The following is a 26481-nucleotide window of genomic DNA, read 5'->3' on the forward strand; positions in this document are numbered from 1 at the left end:
CAACCCCCGCCCGGCGCCGATCAGGCGCCTCAGATCATCATGCTCGTCCAGATTCCCGATGTGCTGACCGCCGAAGAAATCCGCCATTGCAGGCAGTGCCTGGAGGCTTCGCCGTGGGTCGATGGCCGCGTGAGCGCGGGCGACCTTGCCGCCCAGACCAAGCGCAACCTGCAGATCCCGGTGGAAAGCGCTCAGGCGCGCGAGTTGGGCGAACTGGTGCTCACGGCGCTGGGTCGCAATCCCACCTATCATTCCGCCGCCCTGCCGCTCCGCGTGCTGCCGCCGATGTTCAATCGCTACGAAGAGGCGATGACGTTCGGCACTCATGTCGACAATGCGATCCGCACTGTGCCGGGAACCGGCGGCATGCGGATTCGCGCGGACGTGTCGAGCACATTGTTCCTGTCGGATCCCGATGAGTACGAGGGCGGCGAACTGGTGATCAACGATCTCTATGGATCGCATTCGGTGAAGCTGCCGGCGGGGCACCTGGTGGTGTATCCCGCATCGTCGCTGCATGCGGTAACACCGGTCACGCGTGGCGCGCGCTGGGCATCGTTCTTCTGGGCCCAGTCGATGGTCAAGGACGATGGGCAGCGCGCCATGCTTTACGAACTCGATCTCGCCATCATCGCGATCCGCAAGCAACTCGGTGACGATCAGGACGCCGTGCTGGCGCTCGTGAATCACTATCACAATCTGCTGCGCCGCTGGGCCGAACTGTGATGGATCGGCAAATTCCGCCCGACACCGTATCGCTGCAGGACTATGAGCGGCGCTTCCACGAGCGCGTGGACCCGGCCATTCGCGCCTACATCGCCGGCGCGGCCGCCGATGGCATCACCCAGCAGGAAAACCGCGCCGCCTTCGACCGGATCAGGCTGATGCCGCGCGCGCTGGTGGACATGTCGGCGGCGTCTGCGCGCTGCGCGCTGTTGGGCGAAACGCTCGACTATCCGATCCTGTTGGCGCCCACCGCGTTCCACCGGCTCGTGCATCCCGATGGCGAACTTGCCACCGCGCAGGCGGCCGCGCTGACGCGCACCTGCATGACCGTCAGCACGCAGGCCAGCGTCACGCTTGAGGACATCGCGAGCGCCAGTGGGGCGCCGCTGTGGTTTCAGCTCTATTGTCAGCCGCGCCAGCAGGATACGTTCGACCTGCTGCAACGCGCCGAGCAGGCCGGCTACAAGGCGATTGTGGTGACCATCGATGCAGTGGTCAGCGGCGTGCGCAATATCGAGCAACGCGCGGGCTTTTGCCTGCCTGCCGGCGTGGGCGCCGTCAATCTCGATGCATATCCGCCCAACCGGCCGACCACCGCCACGCACGGCAGTCCGCTATTCCGCGGCATGCTGCAGCACGCGCCCACCTGGGCCGACATCGAGACGCTGTGCCGGCGCACGTCGTTGCCGGTGCTGGTCAAGGGGCTGCTGAATCCGCGCGATGTCGACCCCGCGCTGCGCGCTGGCGTGGCAGGCATCATCGTCTCCAACCACGGCGGCCGCACGCTGGACACCGTTCCCGCCACCATCGATTGCCTGCCCGCCGTTGCCGCGCAGGTGGCCGGCCGCGTGCCGCTGCTGCTCGACGGCGCGGTGCGACGCGGCACCGATATCGTCAAGGCGATCGCGCTGGGCGCGACGGCGGTGCTGGTGGGGCAGCCGGTGCTCCATGCGCTGGCGGTCGGTGGCATGCCTGGCATCGCGCACATGCTGACGTTACTGCAGACCGAACTGGAAATCGCCATGGCGCTGACCGGTTGCCCGACGCTGCGCGACATCGACGCTTCCGTGCTGGCCCCTGCAACCGCGCACCGATAAGCAGCGAGACACCGCTTGCGTGCGGTCAATCATGCTCCGCCATGGTTGTCCCGGGAAAAGACATTCAAGCGCGGCAGTGCTTGTCTCTCAATTCAGGGATTACACCGACGTCTTCGTGTCATCTCCGAAATACATCACGACATGATGTAAGTTGTAAGCTCGCTGCAAGCCGCATGAAAGGCCCTTGGAAGACATCGTTTGTAGATTCCGTCTGACCCGCCGTATGCGGGGGCTTTGAAGGAGACAGAACGATGTTCGATCGATATACCCGCAGCTGCCCGGCATCGACGCGCGCTACGCCGCGCCGAGAAGGGAGGGCCGGCGCATGAATCAGACGCACGGCTTCAAGAAGGATTACTACGGCGGCGCGCTGATGGTACTGGTGGGACTGGCTGCCGTCATGGCGGGGCTGCAATATCACACCGGCACGCTCAGCCATATGGGCCCGGGATTCTTTCCCGTTGCCGTGGGCACGCTGCTCGCGCTGGTCGGCGTGCTGATCGCTGCCTCAGCACGCGGCGAGGCGAGCGACCCGGCGCAACCAACCGGCCATGGCCACAGCCATGCCGCGCCGGATCTGCGCGGCACCGTTTGCATCGTGCTGGGCACGCTGGCATTCCTGTTGCTGGGCAAGTACGGCGGGATGATTCCGGCAACCTTCGCCATCGTATTCATCTCGGCGCTTGGCGATCGCAACAACACCATCAAGCAGGCGGTTTGTCTGGCGATTGCCATGTGCGTGATCGCGGCAGTGGTGTTCTCGTGGGCGCTGCAATTGCAGTTGCCGCTGTTTACCTGGGGGGGCTGAACGCCATGGTTTCCAATGCCTTGCATGATCTCTGGTTCGGCTTCGGCGTCGCATTCCAGGGAAGCAACCTGATGTGGTCGTTTTTCGGGGTGCTGGTTGGCAACCTGATCGGCGTGCTGCCCGGCATGGGTGCGCTGTCGGCAATTTCGATCCTGCTGCCGCTGACATACGTGATGCACCCGGTGCCCGCCATCCTGATGCTGGCCGGCATTTTCTACGGGTCGCAATATGGCGGCGCGATTGGCGCCATCCTGCTGAATCTGCCCTCGCATCCGCCGCACGCGGTGACCTGTCTGGACGGATACCCGATGACGCGCGCCGGCAAGGGCGGCACGGCGCTGGGCATCACCATGATCTGCTCGTTCTTCGCGGCATCGGTGGGCATTCTGGTGATGATCTTCGCATCGCCGCTGCTGACCGCCATCGCATTCAAGTTCGGTCCCGCCGAGATCTTCTCGATCATGCTGCTGGGCTTGCTGGCAGGGTCGACGATGTCGCGCGGGTCGCCGCTCAAGGGCGTGGCCATGACGCTGTTCGGCCTGTTGTGCGGCGTGGTGGGCACCGACGTCAACACCGGCACTTTTCGCTTTGCGCTCGGCATTCCGGAGCTTAGTGACGGGCTGGAACTGGTGGCGATTGCAATGGGCCTGTTCGGCGTGGCCGACTTCATTCTCAATGTGAACCGCATGACAGCGGTCACCAGCAACGCCAAATTGCGCATCCGCGATATGCGACCCAGTTGGGCGGAACTGAAGGAGGCGTTCTGGCCGATGGTACGCGGCACGGGTGTGGGGACGCTGTTTGGCGCGATGCCGGGCACCGGTCCCACCATCACCACGTTCGTCGCCTACGCGCTGGAGCGCAAGATCTCGAAGACGCCCGAGAAATTCGGCACGGGCATGATCGCGGGCGTGGCCTCGCCGGAAGCATCGTCGCATTCCAAGACGCAGGTCGATTTCATCCCGACCATGAGCCTGGGCATTCCGGGCGATGCGGTGATGGCGCTGATCCTTGGCGCCCTGATGATCCAGGGCATCGCGCCGGGGCCACAACTGATCAGCGATCACCCGGACATCTTCTGGGGCCTGATTGCCAGCTTCTGGATCGGCAACGTGATCCTGATGATCCTGAACGTGCCGATGATCGGCGTGTGGGTGAAACTGCTGCAGGTGCCGTACCGCTACCTGTTCCCATCGGCGATGTTCTTTATCGCGGTGGGCGTGTTCAGCACGCAGAGCAGCCTGTTCCAGATCTGGGAGGTGCTGGCCTTTGGGCTGATCGGCGCGCTGCTGATGTACCTGGAGTTCTCGGTGGCGCCGATTCTGCTTGGCTTCGTGCTGGGGCCAATGGTCGAGGAGAACTTCCGTCGCGCTTTGCTGCTGTCGCGTGGGGACATGATGGTGTTTATCGACCGCCCGATCAGCTGCACGTTCGTGGTGATTTCCGCGCTGCTGGTGACGGCCGTGACATGGTCCGCGTGGCGCTCGCGCAGCGCCAAGCAGAAGAAGCCCGCTTTCGTGGTGCCGGAGACGGAGCTGGCGGTCAACGAATAACCCCGTTCGGGCCGCGCCGGCCGTCGAGTCCTGTGCGAGGGATCGGCTGGAACGGCTGCAACGGCGGAAAGCGAGAAGGGACGGGGTCAGTTGGATGGCCCCGTCCCTTTGTCATTGGCGCGCGCGGCGGCTTTCACCGCGTGCAATCGGCCCCTGGCCGCATCTACATGCAGTTAGCGCGATAAGTCTCTTCCAACTGCTTGCGCGCATCGTCGCGCTCGATCTTTGGCACCGCGCGGCCCTGCGCATTGGTGGTCGCCTGTCCCGGCGACGCATAGCCGCGCCGCTTTGACGTGCCGCCGATTTCATCGAGCAGCGCCTCGCAGCGCGCGCGTTTGTCTTCCGCGGGATTGGCGGTGCCGGCCGAAGGTGGGCGGTACGGGCTGCCGCCTTCCTGGACGGCTTCCGAAATGGCTGCCGCCGCTCCCGGAGTCTGGGTGGACTGGGCATGCGCCGGCATGACAACGCTTGCCGCCAGCAAGCCAGCAAGAGCCAACCAGTGCTGAAGGTGTTTCGCAACGTGTGTCATGCGTGCTCCGGGATTGGGTGGGGTCTCGCAAAGACTAGCTGCACGTACCGTGACTGGCAAGCCAAATATTGACGATGAAGCACCCACCGGATCGCGCTCCGCGATAGCCGGGACGGACGCCGGATCTCGGACCGGATGGTGTGCCGGATATCAGACCAGACACCGAACTGCAGCCAGATCGCAGCCCTTATCGCGGGCTGTAGATCCGCTCATCGTGGCCAGCTTTTGCCTTCCGCAACTTGTAGTTTTTACCGCTCCCACTGCCATTGCTGTCAATTGCGCACAAAGCCGGCAGCGCTGCAGGCGCTGTGCGAAAATCCGGCCCATGCAGATCGGCGGAGCAGGCATGGATTCCATATCGACAAGGGCGGCGCCCAACGATTGCGCCAAAGAGCCCATTCACATCCCGGGCGGCATTCAGCCGTACGGATTTCTCGTGAGTGTCGACAGTGCGGGCGCCATCGTGCAGGCCAGCAAGAACGTTGCGCTGCTGGCCGGCACCAATATCGACGAAGTGATCGGTCGCCCGCTGGCCGATGTGATTGGCGCCGGTGCGCCGCTCGCGCTCGCCGCGCTGGGCCGTCTCGATGCGGAAGGCATCCCGCTGTATGCCGGCTCGATCGAGGATCCGCGCCGCACGCGCGACCCGTCGGTTGCGTGGTCGCCGCTGGCGATTGTGGTGCATCGCCATCAGGGCGTGGATATCGTCGAACTGGAGCAGGCCAGCGGCACCGCCGATGTGTTCGCGTCTATGTACCCGCTGGTGCGCTCCTTCAGCATCAGCCTCCAGCATGTCGACGATATCGAGGGCCTGGCCCGGCTGGCCGCAGAGGAAGTGCATCGCATCACCGGCTTCGGCCGCACCATGGTGTATTCGTTCGACGAGGACGGACACGGCCACGTCATTGCGGAATCGTTGGAACCAGGCTACGCGAGCTATCTCGGCCAGCGATTCCCGGCCTCGGACATCCCGCAACAGGCGCGCGCGCTCTATGTGCGCAATCGCATCCGCCTGATCGCCGACGCCGACTACGTGGCCGCGCCGCTGGTGCCTGCGCTGCACCCGGCCACCGGCAAGCCGACCGATCTCACCTATGCGTCGCTGCGCAGTATTTCGCCCGTGCATGTGAAGTACATGAAGAACATGGGCACGTGGGCATCGATGTCGATGTCGATCGTGGTGCGCGGCAAGCTGTGGGGACTGATCTCGTGCCATCACGCCACCGCGCGGCTGCCGTCGTTCGAGGTGCGCGCCGCATGCGAACACATCGCGCAGTTGCTGTCGCTGCAGGTCGAGGCCAAGGAAGACCATGCCGAAGCCGACTATCGCCTGACGCTGCGCCGGCGCCAGGCGCAATTGCTGGCGGCCATGGCCAACACGGACGATTTTGTTGAATCGATCACCAGCGACGCCGAGGATCTGCTGGCGCTGGTCGATGCCACCGGCGCCGTGGCGGTGTTCGAAGGCCGCATCGTGCGCATGGGCGATGCGCCTCCCGACGATGTGATCGAAAAGCTGATCACGTGGCTCGATTCGCGCCAGGACGATGTCTTGGCCACCGACCAGCTCGAGGTAGACTGGCCCGAGGCGCACGCGTGCGGCGTGGGTCCGGAAGCGGCAGGCGCGCTGGTGCTGTCGCTATCGCGTCTGTTCCGCAACTACGTGATCTGGTTCCGCGCCGAAGTGGTTCGCACCATCCACTGGGCCGGCGATCCGCGCGAAAAGCTGTCGTCGCTTTCCAGCTCGCTGTCCCCGCGCGAGAGTTTCGAGGTGTGGACCCAGACCGTGCGCGGCCGCTCGACGGCGTGGCGCCCGGCCGAACTCGAGATCGCCGCCGAATTCCGCGGTGCGCTGCTGGGCATCGTGCTGCGCCGCGCCGAGGAACTGGCGCAACTGGCGCTGGAGCTGGGGCGCGCCAATCGCGAACTCGAAGGTTTCTCGTACTCGATTTCGCATGATCTGCGCGCGCCGCTGCGCCATATCGTCGGCTTTGCCGATCTGCTGCGCGAGATGGACCACACCCGACTGTCGGACCGCGGCCGCCATTTTGTCGAACGGATCATTGCGCAGGCGCGCTTCGGCGGCAAGCTGGTCGATGACCTGCTGGCGTTCTCGCAGATGGGGCGCGCGGCGTTGCGCCCGCAGCGCATCGATATGCGCGCGCTGGCCGAACGCCTGATGTCCGAGGAATCGAAGGATATCGGCGAGCGGCGGCTCCAATACGAGATTGGCGCGCTTGGCACCGTCACCGCCGATCCGGTGCTGATGGACGTGGTGATGCGAAACCTGATCGCGAACGCTGTAAAATTCACCGGCACGCGCGGCCTGGATGCCGATGCGCCGCCGGGACGGATCGAAGTGGGCAGGGTGCAAGGCGAAAACGAATGGGCCGGACACGACCTGTTTTTCGTGCGTGACAATGGCGTTGGTTTTGATATGCGCTATGCCGACAAGCTATTTGGCGTGTTTCAGCGCCTGCATCGCGCCGAGGAATTTCCCGGCACCGGCATTGGGCTGGCCAACGTGCGGCGCATCATCGAGCGTCATGGCGGCAAGACCTGGGCGCAAGCCGAAGTCAATCGCGGCGCGACGATCTGGTTCGCGCTGCCGCACGAGTTTGTGCAGGACGGCGTAGGCGGCACCAGCGAGACGGCCGCGCAAGCCGCCGCGCGACTTGCCGCGGTGTCGTCCGGGCAGCCGTATCGCCCGGTGTTTAAAGATTTGAAGAATGTGGAGAACGAGCGTGCTGAGGCCGATCCTTCTGGTGGAAGACAACCCTGACGATATTGAGCTGACGCTGATCGCGCTGGAAAAAAGCCGGCTGGCCAACCCGGTGGTGTCCGTGCGCGACGGCGCCGAGGCGCTGGAATTCCTGCGCCGCGAAGGCCCCTACGCGGATCGCCCCGAAGAGAACCCTGCCGTCATCCTGCTGGACAAGAAACTGCCGAAGGTGGACGGCCACGAGGTGCTGCGCGCGGTGCGCAGCGATGAGCTGCTGCGCCGTATTCCGGTGGTGATGCTGACGTCGTCGCGAGAAGAGCGCGATCTGTTGCGCAGCTACGATCTCGGCGTCAATGCGTACGTGGTGAAGCCTGTGGAGTTCGACGACTTCATGGCCGCCATCAATGATCTCGGCGTGTTCTGGGCCGTGCTGAACGAACCGCCGCCCTACACGCGCTGAGACACGCTGAATTGCGCTGAATCGCGCAAGCCCGCCGCTTCCGCTCAATCGCGCTGAACGCGCGCGGAATCGTCCCGCACCCCGAAGCGAGCGGCGCCTGCCTGCAGGTTTTCATCGACGGCCGCCGCGCCAATCAGCGGCACCCGCACGCGGAACGTAGCGCCCTTGCCCAAGCCTTCGCTGTGCGCCGTGACCGTGCCGTTGTGCATCTGCACGAGGTTCTTCACCATCCAGAGCCCTAGCCCCAGCCCCGGCGCGCGATTGGCGCGATCGTGATGCGCCTGCTCGAAGCGCTCGAAAATCCGCTCCAATGCTTCGGGCGCAATCCCCACGCCCGTATCGCGCACCGATAGCTCGGCGTGGTCGCCGCTGGGCGTCACCGCTACTTCCACGCAGCCGCGCTCGGCGAATTTCAGCGCATTGGTCAGCAGGTTCAGCACCACCTGCTTGAGCCGGTTTTCATCGGCCATCACCATGCACGGCACCGGTTCGCCCACGATCAGCGTGACCTGTCGCGCCTGTGCATCCAGGCGCAGGTCTTCGGCAACGGTGGCCGCCAGCAACGCCATGTCGAGCGGGCGAAGCTCGACCGACAGCTTGCCGGTGGCGATCGCGCCGCTGTCGAGCAGGTCGTCGACCATGCGCGCCAGTTGCCGCGTATTGCGCTCGATGACCTGTGCGGCGCGCGTGGCATGCGTCGGGTCGCCGGCGCGTTCCAGCAGCGTGGTCCACCAGAGAATGGCATGCAGTGGCGAGCGCAGTTCGTGGCTGACTGCCGCGACGAAGTGGTCCATGGCGCGTGCGCCGCGCTCGCTCACTTCGCGCGCGCGCTGTTCTTCTTCGGCGATCGCCTGATAGCGCAGCTCGGATGCCTTGCGCGCGGTGATGTCGATGGTGAAGCCGATCATCGACTGGGCAGTGCCGTCGCCCAGATAGCGTGCCGCGCCGCGCGACATCAGCCAGTGCAGGCTGCCGTCGCCCCACATCACACGGTATTCGACTTCAAAGTGCGTACGCGTTTCGATGGCCCTGTCCATGGCGGCGCGCACGTCGCGGCGGTCGTCGGGGTGCATCAGCACGTTGAATACGCGCGCTTCGTCGACCGAGTCTTGCGGGCCCAGGCCCAGGTTGGCCTTGCACTGGTCGGTGCACGACAGGTGCCCGGTGGCGATGTCGAGCTCCCACGCGCCTACCTTGGCAAACGACAGCAGTTCTTCCAGCCGCTCGCGATGCGTTTGCAGCGCCGCGTTGGCTTCGTCGACCAGCAGCTTGCGCAGGCGGGCCTGCGAACGCAGCTTGGCGTGTTCGCGCCGGCTCTGCTCGGTCTGCACGATCTGGTGGGTGACATCGGTGACGTGCAGCAGCACCACCGAGCCCTCCTCGTGATCGAAGCCGCTCAGGCGCGTGGCCTTGACCTGCCAATAGCGTTCGCCCTCGCCGTTGCCGGTGGGGTGGCCGTCGTAGCGGATCAGCGGCGACAGGCGCGATTCGCCGTCCTGCAGATCGCCGAGCGTGGCCATCAGCCATTCGCGCCGCGCCGCCGTCTGCGCGGCCGACAGCGACGGGTTGATGTCGAACACCGACCTGCCCAGCACGTCGTCGAGCGTGCGGCCCGCCATGGCCAGATAGCGCGCGTTGGCCTGGACCACTTCGTGGCGGCCGTTGAGCACCAGGTAGGACTCGGGCAGCGCATCGAACAGTGCCGCGGTGTCTACCGGTGTGGCGCGCGGCGGCTGGCGGTCGGCGTCTGACATGATGGACTCGTGCGCGATCACTGGCTGGCGACGGTGGCCGTATCGGCCGGGATGCGCGCAATCAGGTCGTCGAAGGCACGGCGCGCACCTTCACACGCGAGCGCGATGTCCGTGGATGTCAGGACACCGGCGCGCAGTGCTTGTAAAAATTGCTGCCAACGCGGGCCGGGCGACTGCCCCGCGCCGAGATATTGCAACGGGTGCGGCGCAAGACGTTGCGCCAGTTGCCGATACAGGACGGTGCCGCCAAGTTGCGAGCCTTCGATGACATAGCAGAGCCCCCAGCGGAATGCCGCATCGCCACGCAGGCTGTCGATATCGATATCGGGCACGGCGGTGGCGCCGGCCGGAATGGACGGATGCGCCAGGTCGCGCTCGATCAGCGGTGTGCGCGTGACGCCGGGCAGCCGCGTGGCGTCCTGCGGACCGTCGTCGAAGCGCGCCAGCCAGTTTTCCAGCGGCGCCAGCCATGCACGCAGGATCAGCAGGTGATCGCGGTAATCGGCATGCGTGGGAACCTCGCGCGCGAGCGGCATCGCCCGGTCAAGTATGGCGTGGCGTTCGGCGGTTGCGGCCCGCAGGGATGCGAGCACGTCGGATGGGGGCGTCGAGTGTTCAGTCACAGTGGTGATGATCGCGCAAACCGTGCCAGGCAACCGTGGCGATGGACGGCGGCGCTACCGGGGCGGCGTCAGGACAACATGGTACAGGAAGTCGGCCTCCGCAATGACGGGCCGAACCTCCAGTCTAGCGCCGCAAAAACCGTTTGCGCATAACCAGCGTTGAAATGCGTCTTTGGGATTTGCGCGCGGCGTCCGTAGACTCGGCCGCATCGTTTGAACGCCATGCGCCATGACCAAACTTTCCGACCTTTCCATCCGCCGGATTGGCAGCGATGCCGAGGCGCTCGACGCGGCGCGCGAGCTGGCGGCGATATCTGCCGATGGCGCGTCGCGCCGCGACCGCGAACGCATTCTGCCGTGGGCTGAACTGGATCGCTGGTCGGCCAGCGGCCTCGGCGCGATCACCGTCCCGCGCGCGTACGGCGGCGCGGACGTGTCGTATGCGACGTTGGCCGAGGTCTTCGCGATCCTGAGCGCCGCCGACGCTGCGCTGGGCCAGATTCCGCAGAATCATTTCGGCCTGCTCGGCGTGCTGCGCGAAATCGGCACCGACGCGCAAAAGCAGCGCTATTACGGCGAAGTGCTCGACGGTCGCCGGCTTGGCAATGCCGGCCCGCCGCGCCGCTCGGCCGCCAGCGGCACCGTACTGCAATCGGATACGCGCCTGCGTCGCACGCCGGACGGCCTGCGTCTCACCGGCACGCGCTTCTACTCCACGGGCGCGTTGTTCGCGCATCGCGTGCCGGTGCGCGCGCTCGATGACGACGATCGCGCGGTGCAGGTCTGGGTGCCGCGCGATGCGCCCGGCCTGACGGTGATCGACGATTGGTCGTCGTTCGGGCAGCGCACCACGGCCAGCGGCACGGTGACATTCGACGCCGTGGCGGTGTCCGAGGAAGACGTGCTGCCGATCTGGCAACTGGCCGACCGGCCGGGGCTGTTCGGTCCGACTTCGCAGTTGATCCAGGCAGCCATCGACCAGGGCATCGCGCAGGCTGCGTTCGACGACGCGCTGGCCTTCGTGCGCCAGTACGCGCGTCCGTGGATCGACGCCGGCGTGGCGCACGCCAGCGACGATCCCTACCTGATCGGCGACGTGGGACGGCTGGCCGTCGATCTGCATGCCGCGCATGCGGTGCTGCTGGAAGCTGGCCACACGCTGGACGAGATCGCCGCCGCGCCGGTGACGGCACGCGACAGTGCACGCGCGTCGCTGGCCGTGGCCGAAGCCAAGGTACTGACCACAGAAGCGGCACTGGCCGCCAGCGAAAAGCTGTTCGAACTGGCCGGATCGTCGGCCACGCGCGCGCGCCACAACCTCGATCGCCACTGGCGCAACGCGCGCACCCATACGCTGCACGATCCGGTCCGCTGGAAGCTGCATCTGATCGGCAATTTCCACCTGAACGACGTACTGCCGGCACGGCATTCCTGGAACTGACATGACGCTGCTCTACACTCCCGCGCCGGCCGAAGCGGATCCGGCTCGCCGCCCCGCGCCCGCCGCGGCGCCGCATCGAGTGCCGCATCGCATCGCCGACGACGCCGAGGCGATCGCCGTGGCCACGCAACTTGCCGCACGGTTTGCGCCGGAGGCGGCGCTGCGCGATCGGGAGCGCCGCCTGCCGTGGGCCGAACTGGAAGCGTTCAGCGCCAGCGGCCTGTGGGGTATCACGGTTCCGCGGGAATTTGGCGGCGCCGGCGTGTCCGCCGGCACGCTGGCCGAAGTGATCGCGCTGATCGCTGCGGCGGACGGGTCGCTCGGGCAGATTCCGCAAAACCACTTCTACGCGCTGGAAGTGTTGCGCGTGGGCGGCACGCCGGCGCAACAGCGGTTCTTCTACGAACGCGCGCTGGCCGGCGAACGCTTTGGCAATGCGCTGGCCGAAATCGGCCACAAGGATTTCAAGCGCCGCACCCGGATCGATCCGGACGGCGACGGCTATCGCGTCGACGGCAAGAAGTTCTACTGCACCGGCGCGCTCTACGCGCACTGGATTCCCACGCTGGTGGTGGCGCGGCAAGGCGACCGCGATGTGACGCAGATTGCGTTCGTGCCGCGCACCGCGGCGGGCGTGTCGATCGAGGACGATTGGGATGGCTTCGGTCAACGCGTCACCGGCAGCGGGTCCGTGACGTTCGATCAGGTGCGGGTCGAGCGCGACTGGGTGGTGCCGTTCCAGGCATCGTTCGAAGCGCCCACCACCATCGGTCCTTTTGCGCAGATCCTGCATGCGGCCATCGATCTGGGCATCGGCCGTGGCGCGTTTGCCGCCGCGCTGCCGTTCGTGCGCGACCACGCGCGCCCGTGGATCGACGCCCGGGTGGCGCGCGCCACGGACGATCCGCTGACCATCCATCAGGTGGGCGACGTGGCGGTGCGGCTGCGTGCGGCCGAAGCGCTGGTGCGCCGGGCCGGGCGATTCGTCGATGCCGCACAGCGCGCACCGGACGAGCAATCCGTGGCCGCCGCGTCGGTCGCCGTCGCGGAGGCGCGCGCGCTGACCACCACCGCGTCGCTGCTGGCGGGGAGCAAGCTGTTCGAATTGGGCGGCACTGCATCGACGCTGGACGGCCTGGGGCTGGACCGCTTCTGGCGCAACGCGCGCACGCACACGCTGCACGATCCGGTGCGCTGGAAGTATCACGCCGTGGGCAACTATTACCTCAACGACAAGCTGCCGCCGCGGCACGGAGCGCTGTGATGGCTGGCAAGCAAATCCTGCTCAACGCGTTCAACATGAATTGCGTGGGCCATATCAATCACGGGCTGTGGACGCATCCGCGCGACCGCTCCGACACCTATCACTCGCTCGACTACTGGATCGATCAGGCGCGCACGCTGGAGCGCGGGTTGTTCGACGGCCTGTTCATCGCCGATATCGTCGGGACCTACGATGTCTATGGCGGTAATGTCGATACGACGCTGCGCGAATCGATCCAGTTGCCGGTCAACGACCCGGTGCTGCTGGTGCCCGCAATGGCGGCGGCGACGCGGCATCTGGGATTTGGCGTAACCGTCAATCTCAGCTACGAGCAGCCGTATCTGCTGGCAAGGCGCTTTTCCACGCTCGATCACCTGACGCGCGGACGCGTGGGGTGGAATATCGTGACGGGCTACCTGGACAGCGCGGCGCGCGCGATGGGGCTGGAAGGACAACTGGCGCACGATGCGCGCTACGACCGCGCCGATGAATTCATGGACGTGCTGTACCAGCTATGGGAAGGCAGTTGGGCCGACGACGCCGTGCGGCGCGACAAGGCGGCGCGCGTGTTTGCCGACCCGCGCCGCGTGCGTATGGTGCGCCACCATGGCGAGCACTACCGCGTGGAAGGCTATCACTTGTCGGAGCCGTCGCCGCAGCGCACTCCGGTGCTGTTCCAGGCCGGCAGTTCCGGGCGGGGCCAGCAGTTTGCCGCGCGCCATGCCGAATGCGTGTTCATCTCGCCGCCCAGCAAGGAAGCGGCGCGCCAGACGGTGCGCGCGCTGCGGGAGCAATTGGTGGCAGCCGGCCGCGATCCCGGCGATATCAAGGTGTTTGCGGGCGCAGCCGTGGTGACGGGCGCAACCGAGGCCGAGGCGCGCGCGCTGCATGCCGAATATCGCGACCATGCCAGCCGCGAGGCGGGACTGGCGCATTTCGCGGCCAGCACCGGCGTGGATTTTGCAAAGTACGGGCTCGACGAGCCGGTGGATTATGGCGGCGGCAATGCGATCGAATCGGCCACGCGCACCGCCGCGCAGCACGGCTGGACGCGCCGCAAGTTGCTGGACCTGTTCGAACTGGGCGGACGCTACCCGGCCATCGTCGGCGATCCGTCACAGGTGGCCGATGCGCTGGTATCGTGGATCGATGAAACCGGCATCGACGGCTTCAACCTGAGCCGCACCGTGGTGCCGGAAAGCTATGAGCACTTTGTCGATCTGGTCGTGCCGGAGCTGCAGAATCGCGGGCGCTACAAGACCGCCTATGCACCGGGCACGTTGCGGCGCAAGCTGTTTGCCGAAGCCGACCGGCTGCCCCCGCGGCATGCCGCCGCGGCGTTCCGCTGGCAGTAGCGTTGCCGGCCCGGCACCCCGTCCGGGAATACGCCGGTTAGCGTAAACACCGACGTATTTTCGCCGTCATACCCTCCGCGCGTAGGGCTCAATCCGGGCCCGCCTTGCCGTTAGCCTCGCATAACCACACAGAGCACGGCGCCTTGCCGCCAAATTCGTGCCCGGCCAGTGCATTGGCCGTCGCACGAAGTGCCGATACCGAGGAACGGGATCCGTCAGCGATACACGTGCGCCACGACCGCCGTCATGGCGCGTTCGCCATTGGCCTGCCGTCCGGCCTATTCGGGAAAGAGAGGGGTTAACCGTGAAATTCCGTGATCTATCGATCAAGACCAGGCTCCTCGCGGGGTTTGGCACGCTGGCGCTCGTGGTGTTGGTGGTGTCGGGGCTTTCCTTGCGGGCGTTGAGCCGCTCTACCGAAGGCTTCAGCGCCTATATCAACGGGCTGAACGCACGCGCGCAGATGGCTTCGCAAATGCTTGCGGCGGTGGATCGCCGCGCCATTGCCGCGCGCAATCTGGTGCTGGTGACCACCCAGGCCGATCTCGATCTCGAAAAGGCGGATGTGTTCAAGGCGCATGCCGAAGTGGGCGAGCGCCTGGGCAAGCTCAAACAGATGGTGATGGCCGAAGGCGTCAGCGAAGGCGCGCGCAAGCTTGTGGCGGAAATCGACCGGATCGAAGGCCGCTACGGCCCGGTGGCCACCGATATCGTGGCGCTGGCGCTGGACAAGAAGAACGATGCCGCGATTGCCAAGATGAACGCCGAGTGCAGGCCGTTGCTGGCCGCGCTGGTCAAGGCGACGCAGGACTACGCCAGCTTCACGCGCGAGCGCCAGGACGAGATGATCCGCCAACTTAACGACGACTATGCGCGCCAGCGCCTGTTCCTGATCGTGGTGGCGGCGGCGGCCGTGGCGTTCGGCATCGTCGGCGGGCTGTTGTTGACGCGCGCGATCACGCGGCCGATCCAGCGCGCGGTGGAAGTGGCGCACACCGTGGCGCGCGGCGAACTGGGCACGCATATCGCCGTCGATTCGCGTGACGAGACGGGGCGCCTGCTTGGCGCGCTGCGCGACATGAACGACAAGCTGACCGAAACCGTGTCCAGCGTGCGAGAAAGCAGCGCCAGCATCGCGCTGGCGACGGGTGAGATTGCCAGCGGCAACATGGACCTGTCGAGCCGCACCGAGCAGCAGGCTGCATCGCTGGAAGAAACCGCCGCGAGCATCGAGCAATTGACGGCCACCGTGCGTCACAACACCGAGAACGCGCGCGAGGCCAGCCAGCTGGCGCGAGACGCCGCCGACGTGGCGCAAATGGGCAGCACCACGGTGGGTCGCGTGGTCCATACGATGGAAGGCATCAGCGCCAGTTCCGCCAAGATTGCGGACATCACGGGCATGATCGAAAGCATCGCCTTCCAGACCAACATCCTGGCGCTCAATGCCGCGGTGGAAGCCGCGCGCGCGGGCGAGCAGGGGCGCGGCTTCGCGGTGGTGGCCAGCGAGGTGCGCAGCCTGGCCCAGCGCTCGTCGCACGCGGCCAAGGAAATCAAGGACCTGATCGAGGCGTCGGTGTCGCAGGTGCAGGCCGGCTCCACGCTGGCCGGCGAGGCGGGCCAGACCATGAGCGAAGTGACGCAGGCGGTGGCGCGCGTGACGCGCATCGTCGAGGAAATCGCCGCCGCGTCGGGCGAGCAGAACCGCGGCATCGAGCAGGTGAATCAGGCCATCGTGCAGATCGATCAGGTGACGCAGCAAAACGCATCGCTGGTGCACGAAGCGGCCATGGCGTCGAAATCGCTAGAGGAACAGGGCCGCCTGCTGACCGAGGCCGTGGCGTTCTTCAAGCTGCCCGCCACGGGTGGCCTGGTGCGCCCCGCAACGTCCGCTCAGCGGCTTGCTGTGGCGGGCGGCATCGCGTTTTCGTAGGCGGCGTCGGTCAGCGTGCGCAAGAACGCGACGATATCGTCGATCTCGCCCTCGGTGAGTGCGGCCGGCATGCCCGGCCGGCGATTCATGGGGGGTGAGTTCACGTTGATGTTGTCGCGATAGGCGGCGGGCACATCGTCAAACGTGGCCGCGCCGCCGTACCACTTGCGCGGATCGGTCGAGCGCGTGTTGTAGAACGCCACGGCGTCGCGCAGCGTGGTGAACACGCCGTTGTGCATGAAGCGCTGGCGCACGGCCACGTTGCGCAAGCCCGGCGTGCGCAGGTATCCGCACCATTGGTCGGGCTCGGGCCAGCGCAGCGTGCGCGCGGTCTGGCACAGGCCGTTGTCGAAATGCCGTGGATCGCGATTGGCGGGCAGCGCGCGATTGCGCGGCACGGCGATGGCGTCGTAGCCGAAGTCCGTGAACAACGATCGTTCCGGACGTCGCGCGGTGTCGGACAGCGCGTGGCAACTCATGCAGTTGCCCTTGTCGGGATTCTTGAACAGCGCCAGCCCGCGCATTTCCTGCGCAGACAGCGGCGTGCGGTGGCGCAGGTAGGCGTCGAAGCGCGATGTGAACGGCGCCATCTCGTCGCTTTGCATGTAGGCCTCTAGCGCCGTGCCGAGCGCGCGCAGCATTGCCTCGGGGTCGTCGCGCACCGCGCCGCCGAAGCGGGCCGCCAGCGCCGGGGCAAGGTCCGTCGCGTTGATATTGCGCAGCAGCCGCGCTGGCGTGCCGTTGTTCATTTCGTTGGGATCGAGCAGCGGCCCGCGCACCTGTTCGGCCAGCGTGTCGGCGCGGCCATCGGCGAACAGGCCGCCGAACGGCGCCGCCGCTGGAGCATCGTCATCCTGGTAGAAATGGCGGCGCGGCACGTAGCGCACGTACAGCAGCGAGGGCGGATTGCGCAGGCTGAAGTGCCCCGGGCGGCTGCCCTGCGTCACGCCGGGGCTGCCGGCCGGCAGCGTGGCGGAAAACGCGCGCGCCGGATCATGGCAGCTTGCGCACGACTGCCCACGCGGCATCGACAGTCGGGCGTCAAAGAAGATGCGCCGGCCCAGCGCCGCCAGCGCGGGATCGGGACGGAACACGGCGCTGGTGGCGTCGATCTTCGCGGCCACCTGGGGCGTGCCGGCGCCGATGGTGCGCACCACCACCGCGGGCGGCGCGCCGGGCAGCAGCGTGGTTTCTGCCGCAGTGGCCGGCGCGGCCGGCAACGATGCCGCGGCCAGCGCCGCCATGACGACGAGGCGAACGTGGCCCACGGCACTCAAGGCACTCAAGGCACTCAAGGCACTCAAGGCACTCAAGGCGCGATGAATCCCGTCTTGTCGCACGCCAGCGTGTTGCCGGTCTGGTCGCAGGTTGCCATCAGCTTGCCGGCCTTCGAGTAGGCCTTGAACTGCCAGCCCGTGGACGGCGCGGCGCGACGGTCCATCACCAGGAAGCCAAAGCTTGCGTGATGCGTGATCCTGTCGATCGTGGTGCCCGGCGCGGGCACGCTGCCGCCGGGAAGCGGATCGGGTAGCGCCACGTCGAGATTGTCGCCGCCATTGCCGGAAACGATGGTCGCCGGATGCGCCGATGCGAAATTGATCGCCTGGAAATCGTGCACGTGGCCGTGCAGCGCCACCTGCACGCCGGGCGGATAGTACGCCTGCGCGTTCAGGTTCGACATCACCGATTGCAGCGCCAGGTTGCCCGGTGCGGGATTGGCGCCGGCCACCGGAGCGAAGCCCAGGATCGGATGATGGTTCGTGAAGATCGTGGTGGTCATGCCCGGCTTTGCAGCCAGCGTTGCCACGGTCTGGAACTGCTTCTGGTAGGCGATGAACTGCGGATCGTTGGTCGCCAGTGCAGTCTTGCCGGCCTTTGCCGAATCGAACACGATCACCTGCGAGCCGCCGCCCAGCGATACCGCGTACGGGTCGGCGTAATTGCCGGTGGCATCGTTGGCGGGGTCGTCGCACGACCGCGTGGCGTCGTACGGGCGGGTATCGAGAAAACGCGCCCAGCCCTGGCCGGCGCGTGCACATTCCTCGTGGTTGCCGCGCACCACCACCCATGGCGCCTTGGCCAGCAGCGGCGCGGCGGGCTTGAACAGGTCGGCCTGCCAGGTATCCCAGCCATAGCCCCACGGGCTGCCCTGGCAGCCGGCGATGTCGGGCGGGCAGGCATTCTCGCGGTAGTGGTAGTCGCCGATATGCAGCACCAGATCGGGATTGAAGCCGGCCGCCGTGGCCGCCAGCGACGCCAGCGGCCATGCCTCGGTGTCGCTGCAGGCCTGCCATGCGTTGTCGGCCTTCTTCAGCCGGCAGCCGGTATCGGCCAGCACCACGATGCGCTGCGGCGTCGCCTTGGGCAGCGGCAGCGCCTGCGTGCCGATTGCCGCGCTGGTTGCGGTGGCGGGCAGCGTGGCTTCGCAAACGGAAACCGGGAATTCGGAAGGCTTGGAATCGGCCGGCGCGCTGGCCGTGGTGCGCAGCGGCGCCGTGGCTGGCGCCACGCGCAGCGTCATGCGCGACGCCGTGCCGTTGACCGTCAGCAGCGGACACCCGCCGTTGGCGCCGGCATCGGCGGACGGCACGTAGCGCGTGATCGCGCGCGCGATGGCCTGGTTGCCATCGCCGATCTCAACCCAGGCGGCCTGGATGTTGGCGATGTCCGTGGCGGCGTCGGCCGGAGTGGTCACCGGAGGCGTTGCGGGCGCATTGCCGGTGCCGCTGTTGTCATCGCTGCCGCAGCCGTGCAAGGCCGCCACGGCGGCAAGCGCCGCCATCCCGGCCGTCCAGCCGAGGGTCTTTTTTGTGCGCATTGTGGTTTCTCCCCTGTTTGGGGGAGACACCCTACCTGCTGCGCATGTAAGAAATATGACGCCCAGGCTTCACACGGCGCGCGCCCTGCGTTGTGCGCGTGCAGCCTCGGCCGCCGCGGCGCGCAATTCAGGCGGAAAGCCGCGGATGCCGGCGTGAAAGAAGCCGCGTTCGCTCGCGCGCAATGTGCCGATCTGTACCGCAAGCCGCTCCATCGCCGCATAGGCCTGCGCCGATGCGCCCTGTTCGTGCGTGAGATACCACGCGGTCTCCAGCAGCAGGTTGGCCAGTTGCAGCGCGTTGAAGCGCACGCGCCCGGTATCGTGCTCGTCGAGCGCGAAGCCCGCCACCGACGACCAGCGCGTAAATCCCTTGGCCGGCGCGAAGGGCGCATGGAATGGGCGCAGCGCATCGATCGCCGCGCCAACCGTCAGCGGCTGTTGCGCGCGGAATGCGCCGAGCGATGCCGCCGCGGCAGCCACATCGATAACGCCGCGCGCCACGCGCAGCAGGAAGATCGTGTTCCATGCCGATCCACCGCCCACGCCGAAGCGGTCGCAAATCCATTCGGACAGCCCCAGCCAGCGCATCGACTGGCGCTGCACATCGCCTGCGGCCATCGTGCGCGCCTCGTCGACCAATCCGTGTTGCCAGAACAGCCATAGCGACCAGCCGATATTCGCCGCCGCATGCTGCACCGCATCGACCGAATCGGCTTCGTAAGCAGCCTGCAGCGCGCCCGAAAACGCATCGAGCGCGTGTCGTGCGGCATGCCGGCGCTGTGCCGGGCCTGGCGCATCGGCGCCGTCCGGGCGCAGCGCCACGCTCTTGTTGATCAGCGCATCGAGGTTGAGCGATTCAAAGCGGATGCGCGGGTTGTAGCGCACCACTGGGCGCAGTTCCGCATCGCCGGCCAGCCACGCCAGTTCGCGTCGCGCGGCATCGAGATCGCTGCGCGCGTAGTGTTCCCAGGCGCGCACCACATGCGCCATCGCGGCGAACGTCGGCAGCGCCGCATTGACGCCGCCCGCCACCACGATGCGTTCGAAACGGCGCAACGCGGCGCGGCTCTTGTCCAGGCGGTCGCTGCGGCGCCACGCCAGGCTTTCCTTGAGGAGCGACAGCGCCTGCTGGAAGTCGTCGGCCGCCGAGCGCTGCGCCGCGCGAAACGATTCGGCCACGCTGCTGTCGAGTGCGCCGGCAAAGCCGTCCTGCGCGCCGCGCATCGCCTGCGTCAGATGGCGCCAGAAGGCCATGTCGCGCATCACATAATGCAGGCCGTCCTGCGCCGGCGCGGATGCCGATGCGGAAGACGCCGATGTCGAACCCGGCGCGCCAGTGGCGATCGCGTCGGCGTCGCGCGCGTTCGATTGGCCCAGCCAGCGCGCCACGCCCGCCGCGCCCAGCGGCTTGCCGTGCGCGGTGAAGCGCAGGCGCCGCGCGGCGGCCGCCGGCATCCAGAACGGCCCGCGGCTGCGGCCCGTGGCGCGCAGCCCCGAAAGGCCGATCGCCTTGTCGGGACCCCATCCCACTGGAATCTGCCAGCGCGCGAAGTCCGCGAATGCGCGCGACACGATCATGCGCACGTCGGCGGCGTCGGCAAAGCGCGCGCGTAGTGCGGCGGCGGTCAGGTCTTCGCGATCGCGTGCTACGGCCAGCCAGATGCGCGCCAGCAACCAGACCGATTGATAGCGCGCCGGTTGCCCTGCCACGCGATGCGGCGCGGCCAGTTCGATGAGGATGGTGGAGGCGGACATGGACGAGATGTTACGCGTGTTACGGCCGTGGCGGTTGGCGTGTGTCGCGCCATTGCCTATGCTGCGCACCACGATCCGGGCCTGGATTGCCATCCGTCAGCATGACGACAACCTCCTCACTACAAGCGTGTTGATATGCCAAACAGTATTGCCCGTTCATTCCTGCGCGCCGCGTTGCTCGGCAGCGCGATTGCCGCCGCGGCTTCGGCCGTATATGCCGCCGACGTCCCGCTCGACGCCAAGCCATTGTTCGATGCCGCCGGGGTCGACGGCACGATGGTGGTGTACGACGTGCGCCGGCAGCGCACGCTGACCTACAACCCGAAGCGCGCCGCGATCGCCTATTCGCCGGCGTCGACGTTCAAGATCTTCAATGCGCTGATCGGCCTGGAAACCGGCGCGGTGGCTGACGTCGACAACGACAAGCTGCCGTGGGACGGCAAGGTCTGGATGCACCACGGCAAGCCGATCCTTCCGGCGGTGTGCAATGGCGACGTGTCGCTGCGCGTGGCGCTGAAGAACTCGTGCGTGCCCGCCTACCAGGCGTTGGCGCGGCGCGTGGGCACGGCGCAATACCGCAAGTACCTGAGCGCCGCTCACTTCGGCAATGCCGATGTCGAAGGCCCGGTAGACCGCTTCTGGCTCAACGGTCATCTGCGTATCTCCACATACCAGCAGGTCGATTTCCTGCGCGACGCGGCCGCGCACCAGGTGCCGCTGATCTCGGCGCACAGCTTCGCGGCGCTCGACGACATCCTCACCATCGAGAAGACCGCCGACTACACCCTGCGCGCGAAAACCGGCTGGTCCACGGCGGACAAGATGGACGTGGGCTGGTGGGTGGGCTGGGTGACGCATGGCGATGACACCTATGTATTTGCGATGAACCTCGACATGCCGCAGCCGGAAGTCGGCGCCAAGCGCCAGGAAATTGCGCGCGCCGTGCTCAAGCAGGTGGGCGCGCTGCCCTGAGGCTGGGGCTGGGCGGGCGCGCCGTGCGCCAGCCCGGATCAGCTGGCGGCCTAGTTGGGCGCCAGTTGATCGAGCACCGATGCGGCGGTCTGCAAGCCGGCGTCGATCATGTGCTGCATGTAGACGCCCATCTGCGGCATGATCAGCAGCATCAACAGCATGCCGCCCAGCAGCGTCACGGGGAAACCCACAGCAAAGATCGACAACTGCGGCGATGCGCGATTCAGGATGCCCATCGACAGGTTCAGCGTGAGCAGCACGGCGATCATCGGCAGCGCCAGCAGCGTGCCCGCCGCGAACACCGTCGATCCGGCGCGCGCCACCATGCCCCAGCCATGGCCGGACAACGGCACGCCGGCGATGGGCACGCCCTGGAAGCTGTCGATGAGCGCGGCCAGCATCATCAGATGACCGTCAAGCGCCAGAAACAGCAGCATCGACACGATATTGAGAAAGCGCGACAGCACCATCGTCTGCCCGCCTGCCGAGCGGTCGTAGAACGAGGCGAACGACAGGCCCATCTGCAGGCCGATCACTTCGCCGGCCATCTGCACGGCCGCGAACACCAGCCGCATCGAGAAACCCATCGCCACGCCAATGCCGATCTCGTTCAGGATGATCAGGAAGCCGTCGAACGAATAGACCTGCGCGGTCGGGATATGACCGATGGTCGGCGACACGATGGTGGACAGCGCCGCCGCCAGCAGGATCTTGGCGCGGCGCGGAATGGCGGATTCGCTGAACAGCGGCGCCGTCATGATCAGCGCCAGCAGACGGAACATCGGCCACAGGAACGTGGCGATCCATCCGTACATCTGGTCGGTGGTGACCTCGAACACGACGCTTGCGCCTGCCTGTTTGCGATCGCGGGTCAGTGCGCCAGGGCGGGGATGCCCTGGAAGACTTCGCGCATGTAATCGACGAACGTGTTGATCATCCACGGCCCCACCAGCACCATGGTCACGAACAGCGCGACCAGCTTGGGGATGAACGTGAGCGTCATTTCGTTGATCTGCGTGGCGGCCTGGAACAGGCTCACCACCAGGCCGGCGGCCAGCGCCACCAGCAGCAGCGGGGCGGACAGCATCAGCGTCATCTTCATCGCCTGCGTGGCGATGGTCATGACCATTTCCGGTGTCATGTCAGTCTCCGCTCAATTCATGAAACTCTGCGCCAGGGACCCCAGCAGCAGTTGCCAGCCATCGACAAGCACGAACAACATCAGCTTGAACGGCAGCGAAATGGTGGCCGGCGGCACCATCATCATGCCCATCGCCATCAGCACGCTGGCCACTACCAGGTCGATGATCAGGAACGGGATGAAGATCGTGAAGCCGATCTGGAACGCGGTCTTCAGCTCGCTGGTCACGAAGGCGGGCACCAGCACCGCAAACGGCACGTCGTCGGCACTCTGCATTTCCGGCGTCTTGGCCATCTGGGCAAACATCGCCAGGTCCTTTTCGCGCGTCTGGCGCAGCATGAACGCGCGCACCGGCACGGCGGCGCGCTGCGCTGCCGTCTCCAGGCTGATCTTGTTTTCCGACAGCGGCTTGTAGGCGTCGTTGTAGACCTTGTCCGCTACCGGCGACATGACGAAGAACGTGAGGAACAGCGAAAGGCCGACCAGCACCTGGTTGGGCGGCGACGATGCCGTGCCGAGCGCATTGCGCAGCAGGCCCAGCACGATGATGATGCGCGTGAAGCCGGTCATCATCAGCATGGCCGCCGGCAGGAACGACAGCGACGTCAGCAGCACCAGCGTCTGCACCGACAGCGACCATACCTGGCCGCCGCCTGCCGCAGGGCGGCTGGTCATGCCCGGCAGCGACTGCGCCAGCGCGCTTTCGGGCGCGAGCCACAGCGCCAGCGGCAGCAGCGCAAGCAGCAGTCCGGCCGCGCGCGACGGGCGCACGAAGGGCTTCACGGGTTGCCGCTGGACGGCGGCGGCACGCGGCGAATTCATTTCTTGAGGTTTTCCTGCATGGCGCGCATCAGGCGCTCGCCAAAGCCGCCCTGCATTGGCTGGGACGGTAGCGAGGCCGCGCTGGCACCGGTGTCCGGCTGGGCGGGCAGCGTATGAAGCGGGCGGATTTCGTTGGGCGACACGCCCAGCACCAGCCAGGTGCCGGCCACTTCGACCGTGACGATCTTCTGGCGTGCGCCCAGCATCAGGCTGCCGACCACCTTGATCGATGCATTGCCCGCGCCTTGGCGCACCAGGCCCACGCGGCGCGCGAGCCAGGCGATGCCGAGGATCAGCGCAATCACCGCGAACAGACCCATGCCCGCCTGCGCAAGGCTGGAACCGCTGCTGATGACGGGCGCGGTGTGCGTCGCGAGATGGCCGGCCGCTGTGCCGCTGGCGGCAGTGCCGGCCTGCGCGGTGCTCAGCACCACGTCGGCGGCCCGCACGCCGGTCGCGGCAAGGCCCGCGCACGCGGTGAGCGCAGCGTGGGCGATGCGGCGGCCGATGCGGTGGGCGATGCGCGCGGCAGTTGCCGGCCGGCGCGCGACGGCTGTCATTTGTTGAGCTTCCGGATGCGTTCGGACGGCGTGATGATGTCCGTCAGGCGAATGCCGAACTTGTCGTTCACCACCACCACCTCGCCCTGGGCGATCAGGTAGCCGTTCACGAGCACGTCCATCGGTTCGCCCGCCAGGCCGTCCAGTTCCACCACCGAGCCCTGCGCCAATTGCAGCAGGTTCTTGATGGGCACCTTGGTGCGGCCCAGTTCGACGGTGAGCTGAACCGGGATATCGAGGATCATCCCGATATCGTTGTGGAAGCCGCTCGGCGCGTCCGGCGCCAGCGGCGGGAACACGTTGGCGCCAGCCGGCGTGGCGGCGGGCATGCTGGGCGCCGGCGCAGGCGCGGTGGCGGCCGCATCGGCAGCGGGCGCCGTTTGCTCGGCGCTGGTCTGCTCCGCGAGGGCGCTGGCCCAATCGTCCATCGGATCGACCGGCTTGTCCTGAGTGCCGTCAGTCATGATCGGTTTCCTTGTTGGAATCGCTGTCTTGGTAGTTGATCATTCGTTCCACGCGCAGTGCGTACTGGCCGTTCATCGTGCCGAAGCCGCACTGCATGACGGGCACGCCGTCGACCTTCCCGAAGATCTTCTCGGGCAGCTCGATCGGCAGCACGTCGCCTTCGCGCATGGCCAGCACTTCGGCCACGGTGCTGCGGATATGCGTGAATTCGGCCACCAGATCGACTTCGGCGGCGCGCAACTGGGTGGAAAGCTGGCCGAGCCAGCGCTTGTCCACCTCGACTTCGTCCTGCAGCGGATTCATCAGCAAATCGCGCAGCGGCTCGATCATCGAGAAGGGGATGCAGATATGGAGCTGGCCGCCCACGGCGCCCAGTTCGATATGGAATGCGGTGGTGACCACGGCATCGTTCGGTCCGGCCACATTGGCGAACTTGGTGTGCATTTCCGAGCGGACGTAGTCGAACTCGATCGGATGCACGGTGCGCCAGGCCTGGCTGTAGCTGTTCAGCGTCAGGTCCAGCATGCGGCGGATGATGCGCTGTTCGGTCTGCGTGAAGTCGCGGCCTTCCACACGCGTGTGGAAGCGCCCGTCACCGCCGAACAGGTTGTCGACCACCAGGAACACCAGGTTCGGGTCGTACACGAACAGCGCGGTGCCCCGCAGCGGCTTCATGTGGACCAGATTCAGGTTGGTCGGCACCGGCAGGTTGCGCACGAAATCGCCGTACTTCTCGATCCTGATCGAACCGACCGAGATGTCGGCGCCGCGGCGGATGAAGTTGAACAGCGCCGTGCGCAGCTGGCGGGCAAAACGCTCGTTGATGATCTCGAGCGTGTGCAGCCGGCCCCGTACGATACGTTCCTGGTTGGCCAGGTTGTACGGACGCACGCCGCCTTCTTCGACGGCCGGCACGTTGGCCGCGGCGGGCGAATCGGTTTCGCCCGAAACGCCTTTCAGTAGTTCGTCTACCTCGTCCTGCGAGAGGAACTTGTCGTAGGCCATCTAGTGTCCTGCCCCGTGAACGGCTGTAAGGATGAAACGGTCCATGTCCGGCTTCAGACGCCGCGCCGGGCGCGGCGGCAGGAAGGAAGTGCGGCGGGCAGTTTCATTTCGGTTTGGCTCCGGGTTCGCGGTGCAGGATGCGGATCACTGCACCACGAACGATGTAAACAAGACGTCCAGGATCTTTTGCGGCGGCAGGCTGGGGGCAAACGGCTGGCTGATGGCCGCCTGAATGTCCTGCGCCAGCTTGCGCTTGCCTTCCACGGTGGCCAGATCGCCCGGCTGCTGCGACGAAAGCAGCAGCAGGATGCGGCTGCGCGCCTCGGGCTGGTACTGCGCCAGGCGCGCCTGCGTGTCGGCGTCCGCCACCTTCAGGGACAGCCCCGTGTGCAGGAAGCGGTCGCCGTCATCGCTCTTGAGATTCACGGTGAACGCATCCAGCGGCACGAAGATCGGCGGCGGCACCACAGGCGCGGCCGGAGCCGCCTGCTTGTTGTGATTGCCGCTCAGAACGCTGCCCAGGAAGAAGCCGCCAGCGGCCAGCGCCACCACCAGCACGCCGCCGCCGATCAGCATCAGTCGGCCGCGCTTGCTCGAAGTGCCGCCAGTCTGGGAGGGGGAAAGCGTGTTCGCCATGAGATGCCTGTGTCGGAATGCCTGCCATTCTTCCCGAATCGC

24 protein-coding genes are annotated in these 26481 nt (G+C 66.6%); 11 read left to right on the forward strand and 13 right to left on the reverse strand.

The annotated features are described in order from the left end of the window. Positions 1 to 39: 39 nt before the first annotated feature. The 4 genes from AC1RKI_RS19215 to AC1RKI_RS19230 all read left to right on the forward strand — a co-directional run bounded on the left by AC1RKI_RS19215 (position 40) and on the right by AC1RKI_RS19230 (position 4184). Positions 40 to 726: a Fe2+-dependent dioxygenase gene (locus tag AC1RKI_RS19215; RefSeq protein WP_061957397.1), complete on the forward strand. Its 687-nt coding sequence runs from the start codon at positions 40 to 42 to the stop codon at positions 724 to 726. After that, positions 726 to 1823 (forward strand): alpha-hydroxy acid oxidase, encoded by a 1098-nt coding sequence (locus tag AC1RKI_RS19220; RefSeq protein ID WP_492796619.1) that lies wholly within the window; start codon positions 726 to 728, stop codon positions 1821 to 1823. The genes AC1RKI_RS19215 and AC1RKI_RS19220 overlap by 1 nt, the downstream gene beginning before the upstream one ends. A 325-nt stretch (positions 1824 to 2148) precedes the next feature. Beyond that, the gene (locus AC1RKI_RS19225; protein WP_251164799.1) at positions 2149 to 2631 is read left to right on the forward strand and encodes a tripartite tricarboxylate transporter TctB family protein; all 483 of its coding nucleotides are present in this window, start codon (positions 2149 to 2151) and stop codon (positions 2629 to 2631) included. 5 nt (positions 2632 to 2636) lie between these two features. Next, positions 2637 to 4184, forward strand: a complete 1548-nt coding sequence (locus tag AC1RKI_RS19230) for a tripartite tricarboxylate transporter permease (protein WP_061959962.1) — start codon at positions 2637 to 2639, stop codon at positions 4182 to 4184. A gap of 163 nt (positions 4185 to 4347) precedes the next feature. Here AC1RKI_RS19230 and AC1RKI_RS19235 read toward each other — a convergent pair whose 3' ends face one another. After that, the gene (locus tag AC1RKI_RS19235) at positions 4348 to 4713 is read right to left on the reverse strand and encodes a hypothetical protein (RefSeq protein ID WP_227460351.1); all 366 of its coding nucleotides are present in this window, start codon (positions 4711 to 4713) and stop codon (positions 4348 to 4350) included. A gap of 346 nt (positions 4714 to 5059) precedes the next feature. On the opposite strand from AC1RKI_RS19235, the gene AC1RKI_RS19240 reads away from it, so the two are divergent. Continuing rightward, positions 5060 to 7495, forward strand: coding sequence for an ATP-binding protein (locus AC1RKI_RS19240; RefSeq protein ID WP_170292611.1), 2436 nt, complete (start codon positions 5060 to 5062; stop codon positions 7493 to 7495). Next, the gene (locus AC1RKI_RS19245) at positions 7458 to 7895 is read left to right on the forward strand and encodes a response regulator (RefSeq protein WP_061959960.1); all 438 of its coding nucleotides are present in this window, start codon (positions 7458 to 7460) and stop codon (positions 7893 to 7895) included. The genes AC1RKI_RS19240 and AC1RKI_RS19245 overlap by 38 nt, the downstream gene beginning before the upstream one ends. Before the next feature lie 44 nt (positions 7896 to 7939). On the opposite strand, the gene AC1RKI_RS19250 is transcribed toward AC1RKI_RS19245, so the two are convergent. Both AC1RKI_RS19250 and AC1RKI_RS19255 read right to left on the reverse strand, forming a co-directional pair. Next, the gene (locus AC1RKI_RS19250; RefSeq protein WP_227460349.1) at positions 7940 to 9649 is read right to left on the reverse strand and encodes a sensor histidine kinase; all 1710 of its coding nucleotides are present in this window, start codon (positions 9647 to 9649) and stop codon (positions 7940 to 7942) included. Positions 9650 to 9666: 17 nt separating this feature from the next. Beyond that, positions 9667 to 10242 (reverse strand): biliverdin-producing heme oxygenase, encoded by a 576-nt coding sequence (locus tag AC1RKI_RS19255; RefSeq protein WP_227460348.1) that lies wholly within the window; start codon positions 10240 to 10242, stop codon positions 9667 to 9669. Between the two features lie 259 nt (positions 10243 to 10501). Between AC1RKI_RS19255 and AC1RKI_RS19260 the strand changes: the two genes are divergently transcribed. From AC1RKI_RS19260 to AC1RKI_RS19275, 4 genes are all read left to right on the forward strand, one after another. Beyond that, the gene (locus tag AC1RKI_RS19260; protein WP_492796623.1) at positions 10502 to 11713 is read left to right on the forward strand and encodes an SfnB family sulfur acquisition oxidoreductase; all 1212 of its coding nucleotides are present in this window, start codon (positions 10502 to 10504) and stop codon (positions 11711 to 11713) included. 1 nt (position 11714) lies between these two features. Then, positions 11715 to 12977, forward strand: a complete 1263-nt coding sequence (locus AC1RKI_RS19265; RefSeq protein ID WP_492796625.1) for an SfnB family sulfur acquisition oxidoreductase — start codon at positions 11715 to 11717, stop codon at positions 12975 to 12977. Beyond that, positions 12977 to 14332: an LLM class flavin-dependent oxidoreductase gene (locus AC1RKI_RS19270; RefSeq protein WP_061959958.1), complete on the forward strand. Its 1356-nt coding sequence runs from the start codon at positions 12977 to 12979 to the stop codon at positions 14330 to 14332. Before AC1RKI_RS19265 ends, AC1RKI_RS19270 begins: the two co-directional genes overlap by 1 nt. Before the next feature lie 304 nt (positions 14333 to 14636). Next, a complete protein-coding gene (locus AC1RKI_RS19275) occupies positions 14637 to 16265 on the forward strand; it encodes a methyl-accepting chemotaxis protein (RefSeq protein ID WP_061959957.1) in 1629 nt (542 codons plus the stop codon). Here the strand turns inward: AC1RKI_RS19275 and AC1RKI_RS19280 are convergent. From AC1RKI_RS19280 to AC1RKI_RS19290, 3 genes are all read right to left on the reverse strand, one after another. Further along, on the reverse strand, positions 16226 to 17509 hold the full coding sequence (locus tag AC1RKI_RS19280) for a cytochrome-c peroxidase (protein ID WP_061959956.1): 1284 nt from the start codon (positions 17507 to 17509) through the stop codon (positions 16226 to 16228). The two genes, AC1RKI_RS19275 and AC1RKI_RS19280, sit on opposite strands and share 40 nt — an antisense overlap. Positions 17510 to 17574: 65 nt before the next feature. Then, positions 17575 to 19083 (reverse strand): metallophosphoesterase family protein, encoded by a 1509-nt coding sequence (locus AC1RKI_RS19285; protein WP_492796627.1) that lies wholly within the window; start codon positions 19081 to 19083, stop codon positions 17575 to 17577. Between the two features lie 69 nt (positions 19084 to 19152). Next, entirely contained in the window at positions 19153 to 20838 is a 1686-nt protein-coding gene (locus tag AC1RKI_RS19290; protein WP_492796629.1) for a hypothetical protein, read from the reverse strand. Positions 20839 to 20973: 135 nt separating this feature from the next. Between AC1RKI_RS19290 and blaOXA the strand changes: the two genes are divergently transcribed. Beyond that, positions 20974 to 21810, forward strand: a complete 837-nt coding sequence (blaOXA, locus tag AC1RKI_RS19295) for an OXA-1206 family carbapenem-hydrolyzing class D beta-lactamase (RefSeq protein ID WP_492796630.1) — start codon at positions 20974 to 20976, stop codon at positions 21808 to 21810. Between the two features lie 50 nt (positions 21811 to 21860). On the opposite strand, the gene fliR is transcribed toward blaOXA, so the two are convergent. The 7 genes from fliR to fliL all read right to left on the reverse strand — a co-directional run bounded on the left by fliR (position 21861) and on the right by fliL (position 26439). After that, the gene (fliR, locus tag AC1RKI_RS19300; RefSeq protein ID WP_061958833.1) at positions 21861 to 22649 is read right to left on the reverse strand and encodes a flagellar biosynthetic protein FliR; all 789 of its coding nucleotides are present in this window, start codon (positions 22647 to 22649) and stop codon (positions 21861 to 21863) included. 32 nt (positions 22650 to 22681) lie between these two features. Beyond that, positions 22682 to 22951 (reverse strand): flagellar biosynthesis protein FliQ, encoded by a 270-nt coding sequence (fliQ, locus tag AC1RKI_RS19305; RefSeq protein ID WP_061958832.1) that lies wholly within the window; start codon positions 22949 to 22951, stop codon positions 22682 to 22684. Between the two features lie 12 nt (positions 22952 to 22963). Next, positions 22964 to 23773, reverse strand: coding sequence for a flagellar type III secretion system pore protein FliP (gene fliP, locus AC1RKI_RS19310; protein ID WP_061958831.1), 810 nt, complete (start codon positions 23771 to 23773; stop codon positions 22964 to 22966). Then, the gene (gene fliO / locus AC1RKI_RS19315; RefSeq protein WP_492796633.1) at positions 23770 to 24333 is read right to left on the reverse strand and encodes a flagellar biosynthetic protein FliO; all 564 of its coding nucleotides are present in this window, start codon (positions 24331 to 24333) and stop codon (positions 23770 to 23772) included. The genes fliP and fliO overlap by 4 nt, the downstream gene beginning before the upstream one ends. Continuing rightward, on the reverse strand, positions 24330 to 24797 hold the full coding sequence (gene fliN, locus AC1RKI_RS19320) for a flagellar motor switch protein FliN (RefSeq protein WP_061958830.1): 468 nt from the start codon (positions 24795 to 24797) through the stop codon (positions 24330 to 24332). Before fliN ends, fliO begins: the two co-directional genes overlap by 4 nt. Continuing rightward, on the reverse strand, positions 24790 to 25803 hold the full coding sequence (gene fliM, locus AC1RKI_RS19325) for a flagellar motor switch protein FliM (RefSeq protein WP_061958829.1): 1014 nt from the start codon (positions 25801 to 25803) through the stop codon (positions 24790 to 24792). The genes fliN and fliM overlap by 8 nt, the downstream gene beginning before the upstream one ends. 144 nt (positions 25804 to 25947) lie before the next feature. Further along, positions 25948 to 26439, reverse strand: a complete 492-nt coding sequence (gene fliL / locus AC1RKI_RS19330; RefSeq protein ID WP_061958828.1) for a flagellar basal body-associated protein FliL — start codon at positions 26437 to 26439, stop codon at positions 25948 to 25950. Positions 26440 to 26481: the final 42 nt, after the last annotated feature.

Source organism: Cupriavidus sp. GW822-FHT06G04 (assembly GCF_058799075.1).

Bases quoted from the DNA above. Each gene is read 5' to 3' on its own strand.
- AC1RKI_RS19215 (WP_061957397.1), top strand. From the start codon at position 40: ATGCTCGTCCAGATTCCCGATGTGCTGACCGCCGAAGAAATCCGCCAT.
- AC1RKI_RS19220 (WP_492796619.1), top strand. From the start codon at position 726: ATGGATCGGCAAATTCCGCCCGACACCGTATCGCTGCAGGACTATGAG.
- AC1RKI_RS19225 (WP_251164799.1), top strand. From the start codon at position 2,149: ATGAATCAGACGCACGGCTTCAAGAAGGATTACTACGGCGGCGCGCTG.
- AC1RKI_RS19230 (WP_061959962.1), top strand. From the start codon at position 2,637: ATGGTTTCCAATGCCTTGCATGATCTCTGGTTCGGCTTCGGCGTCGCA.
- AC1RKI_RS19235 (WP_227460351.1), bottom strand. From the start codon at position 4,713: ATGACACACGTTGCGAAACACCTTCAGCACTGGTTGGCTCTTGCTGGC.
- AC1RKI_RS19240 (WP_170292611.1), top strand. From the start codon at position 5,060: ATGGATTCCATATCGACAAGGGCGGCGCCCAACGATTGCGCCAAAGAG.
- AC1RKI_RS19250 (WP_227460349.1), bottom strand. From the start codon at position 9,649: ATGTCAGACGCCGACCGCCAGCCGCCGCGCGCCACACCGGTAGACACC.
- AC1RKI_RS19260 (WP_492796623.1), top strand. From the start codon at position 10,502: ATGACCAAACTTTCCGACCTTTCCATCCGCCGGATTGGCAGCGATGCC.
- AC1RKI_RS19265 (WP_492796625.1), top strand. From the start codon at position 11,715: ATGACGCTGCTCTACACTCCCGCGCCGGCCGAAGCGGATCCGGCTCGC.
- AC1RKI_RS19270 (WP_061959958.1), top strand. From the start codon at position 12,977: ATGGCTGGCAAGCAAATCCTGCTCAACGCGTTCAACATGAATTGCGTG.
- AC1RKI_RS19280 (WP_061959956.1), bottom strand. From the start codon at position 17,509: ATGGCGGCGCTGGCCGCGGCATCGTTGCCGGCCGCGCCGGCCACTGCG.
- AC1RKI_RS19285 (WP_492796627.1), bottom strand. From the start codon at position 19,083: ATGCGCACAAAAAAGACCCTCGGCTGGACGGCCGGGATGGCGGCGCTT.
- AC1RKI_RS19290 (WP_492796629.1), bottom strand. From the start codon at position 20,838: ATGTCCGCCTCCACCATCCTCATCGAACTGGCCGCGCCGCATCGCGTG.
- blaOXA (WP_492796630.1), top strand. From the start codon at position 20,974: ATGCCAAACAGTATTGCCCGTTCATTCCTGCGCGCCGCGTTGCTCGGC.
- fliQ (WP_061958832.1), bottom strand. From the start codon at position 22,951: ATGACACCGGAAATGGTCATGACCATCGCCACGCAGGCGATGAAGATG.
- fliP (WP_061958831.1), bottom strand. From the start codon at position 23,773: ATGAATTCGCCGCGTGCCGCCGCCGTCCAGCGGCAACCCGTGAAGCCC.
- fliO (WP_492796633.1), bottom strand. From the start codon at position 24,333: ATGACAGCCGTCGCGCGCCGGCCGGCAACTGCCGCGCGCATCGCCCAC.
- fliN (WP_061958830.1), bottom strand. From the start codon at position 24,797: ATGACTGACGGCACTCAGGACAAGCCGGTCGATCCGATGGACGATTGG.
- fliM (WP_061958829.1), bottom strand. From the start codon at position 25,803: ATGGCCTACGACAAGTTCCTCTCGCAGGACGAGGTAGACGAACTACTG.
- fliL (WP_061958828.1), bottom strand. From the start codon at position 26,439: ATGGCGAACACGCTTTCCCCCTCCCAGACTGGCGGCACTTCGAGCAAG.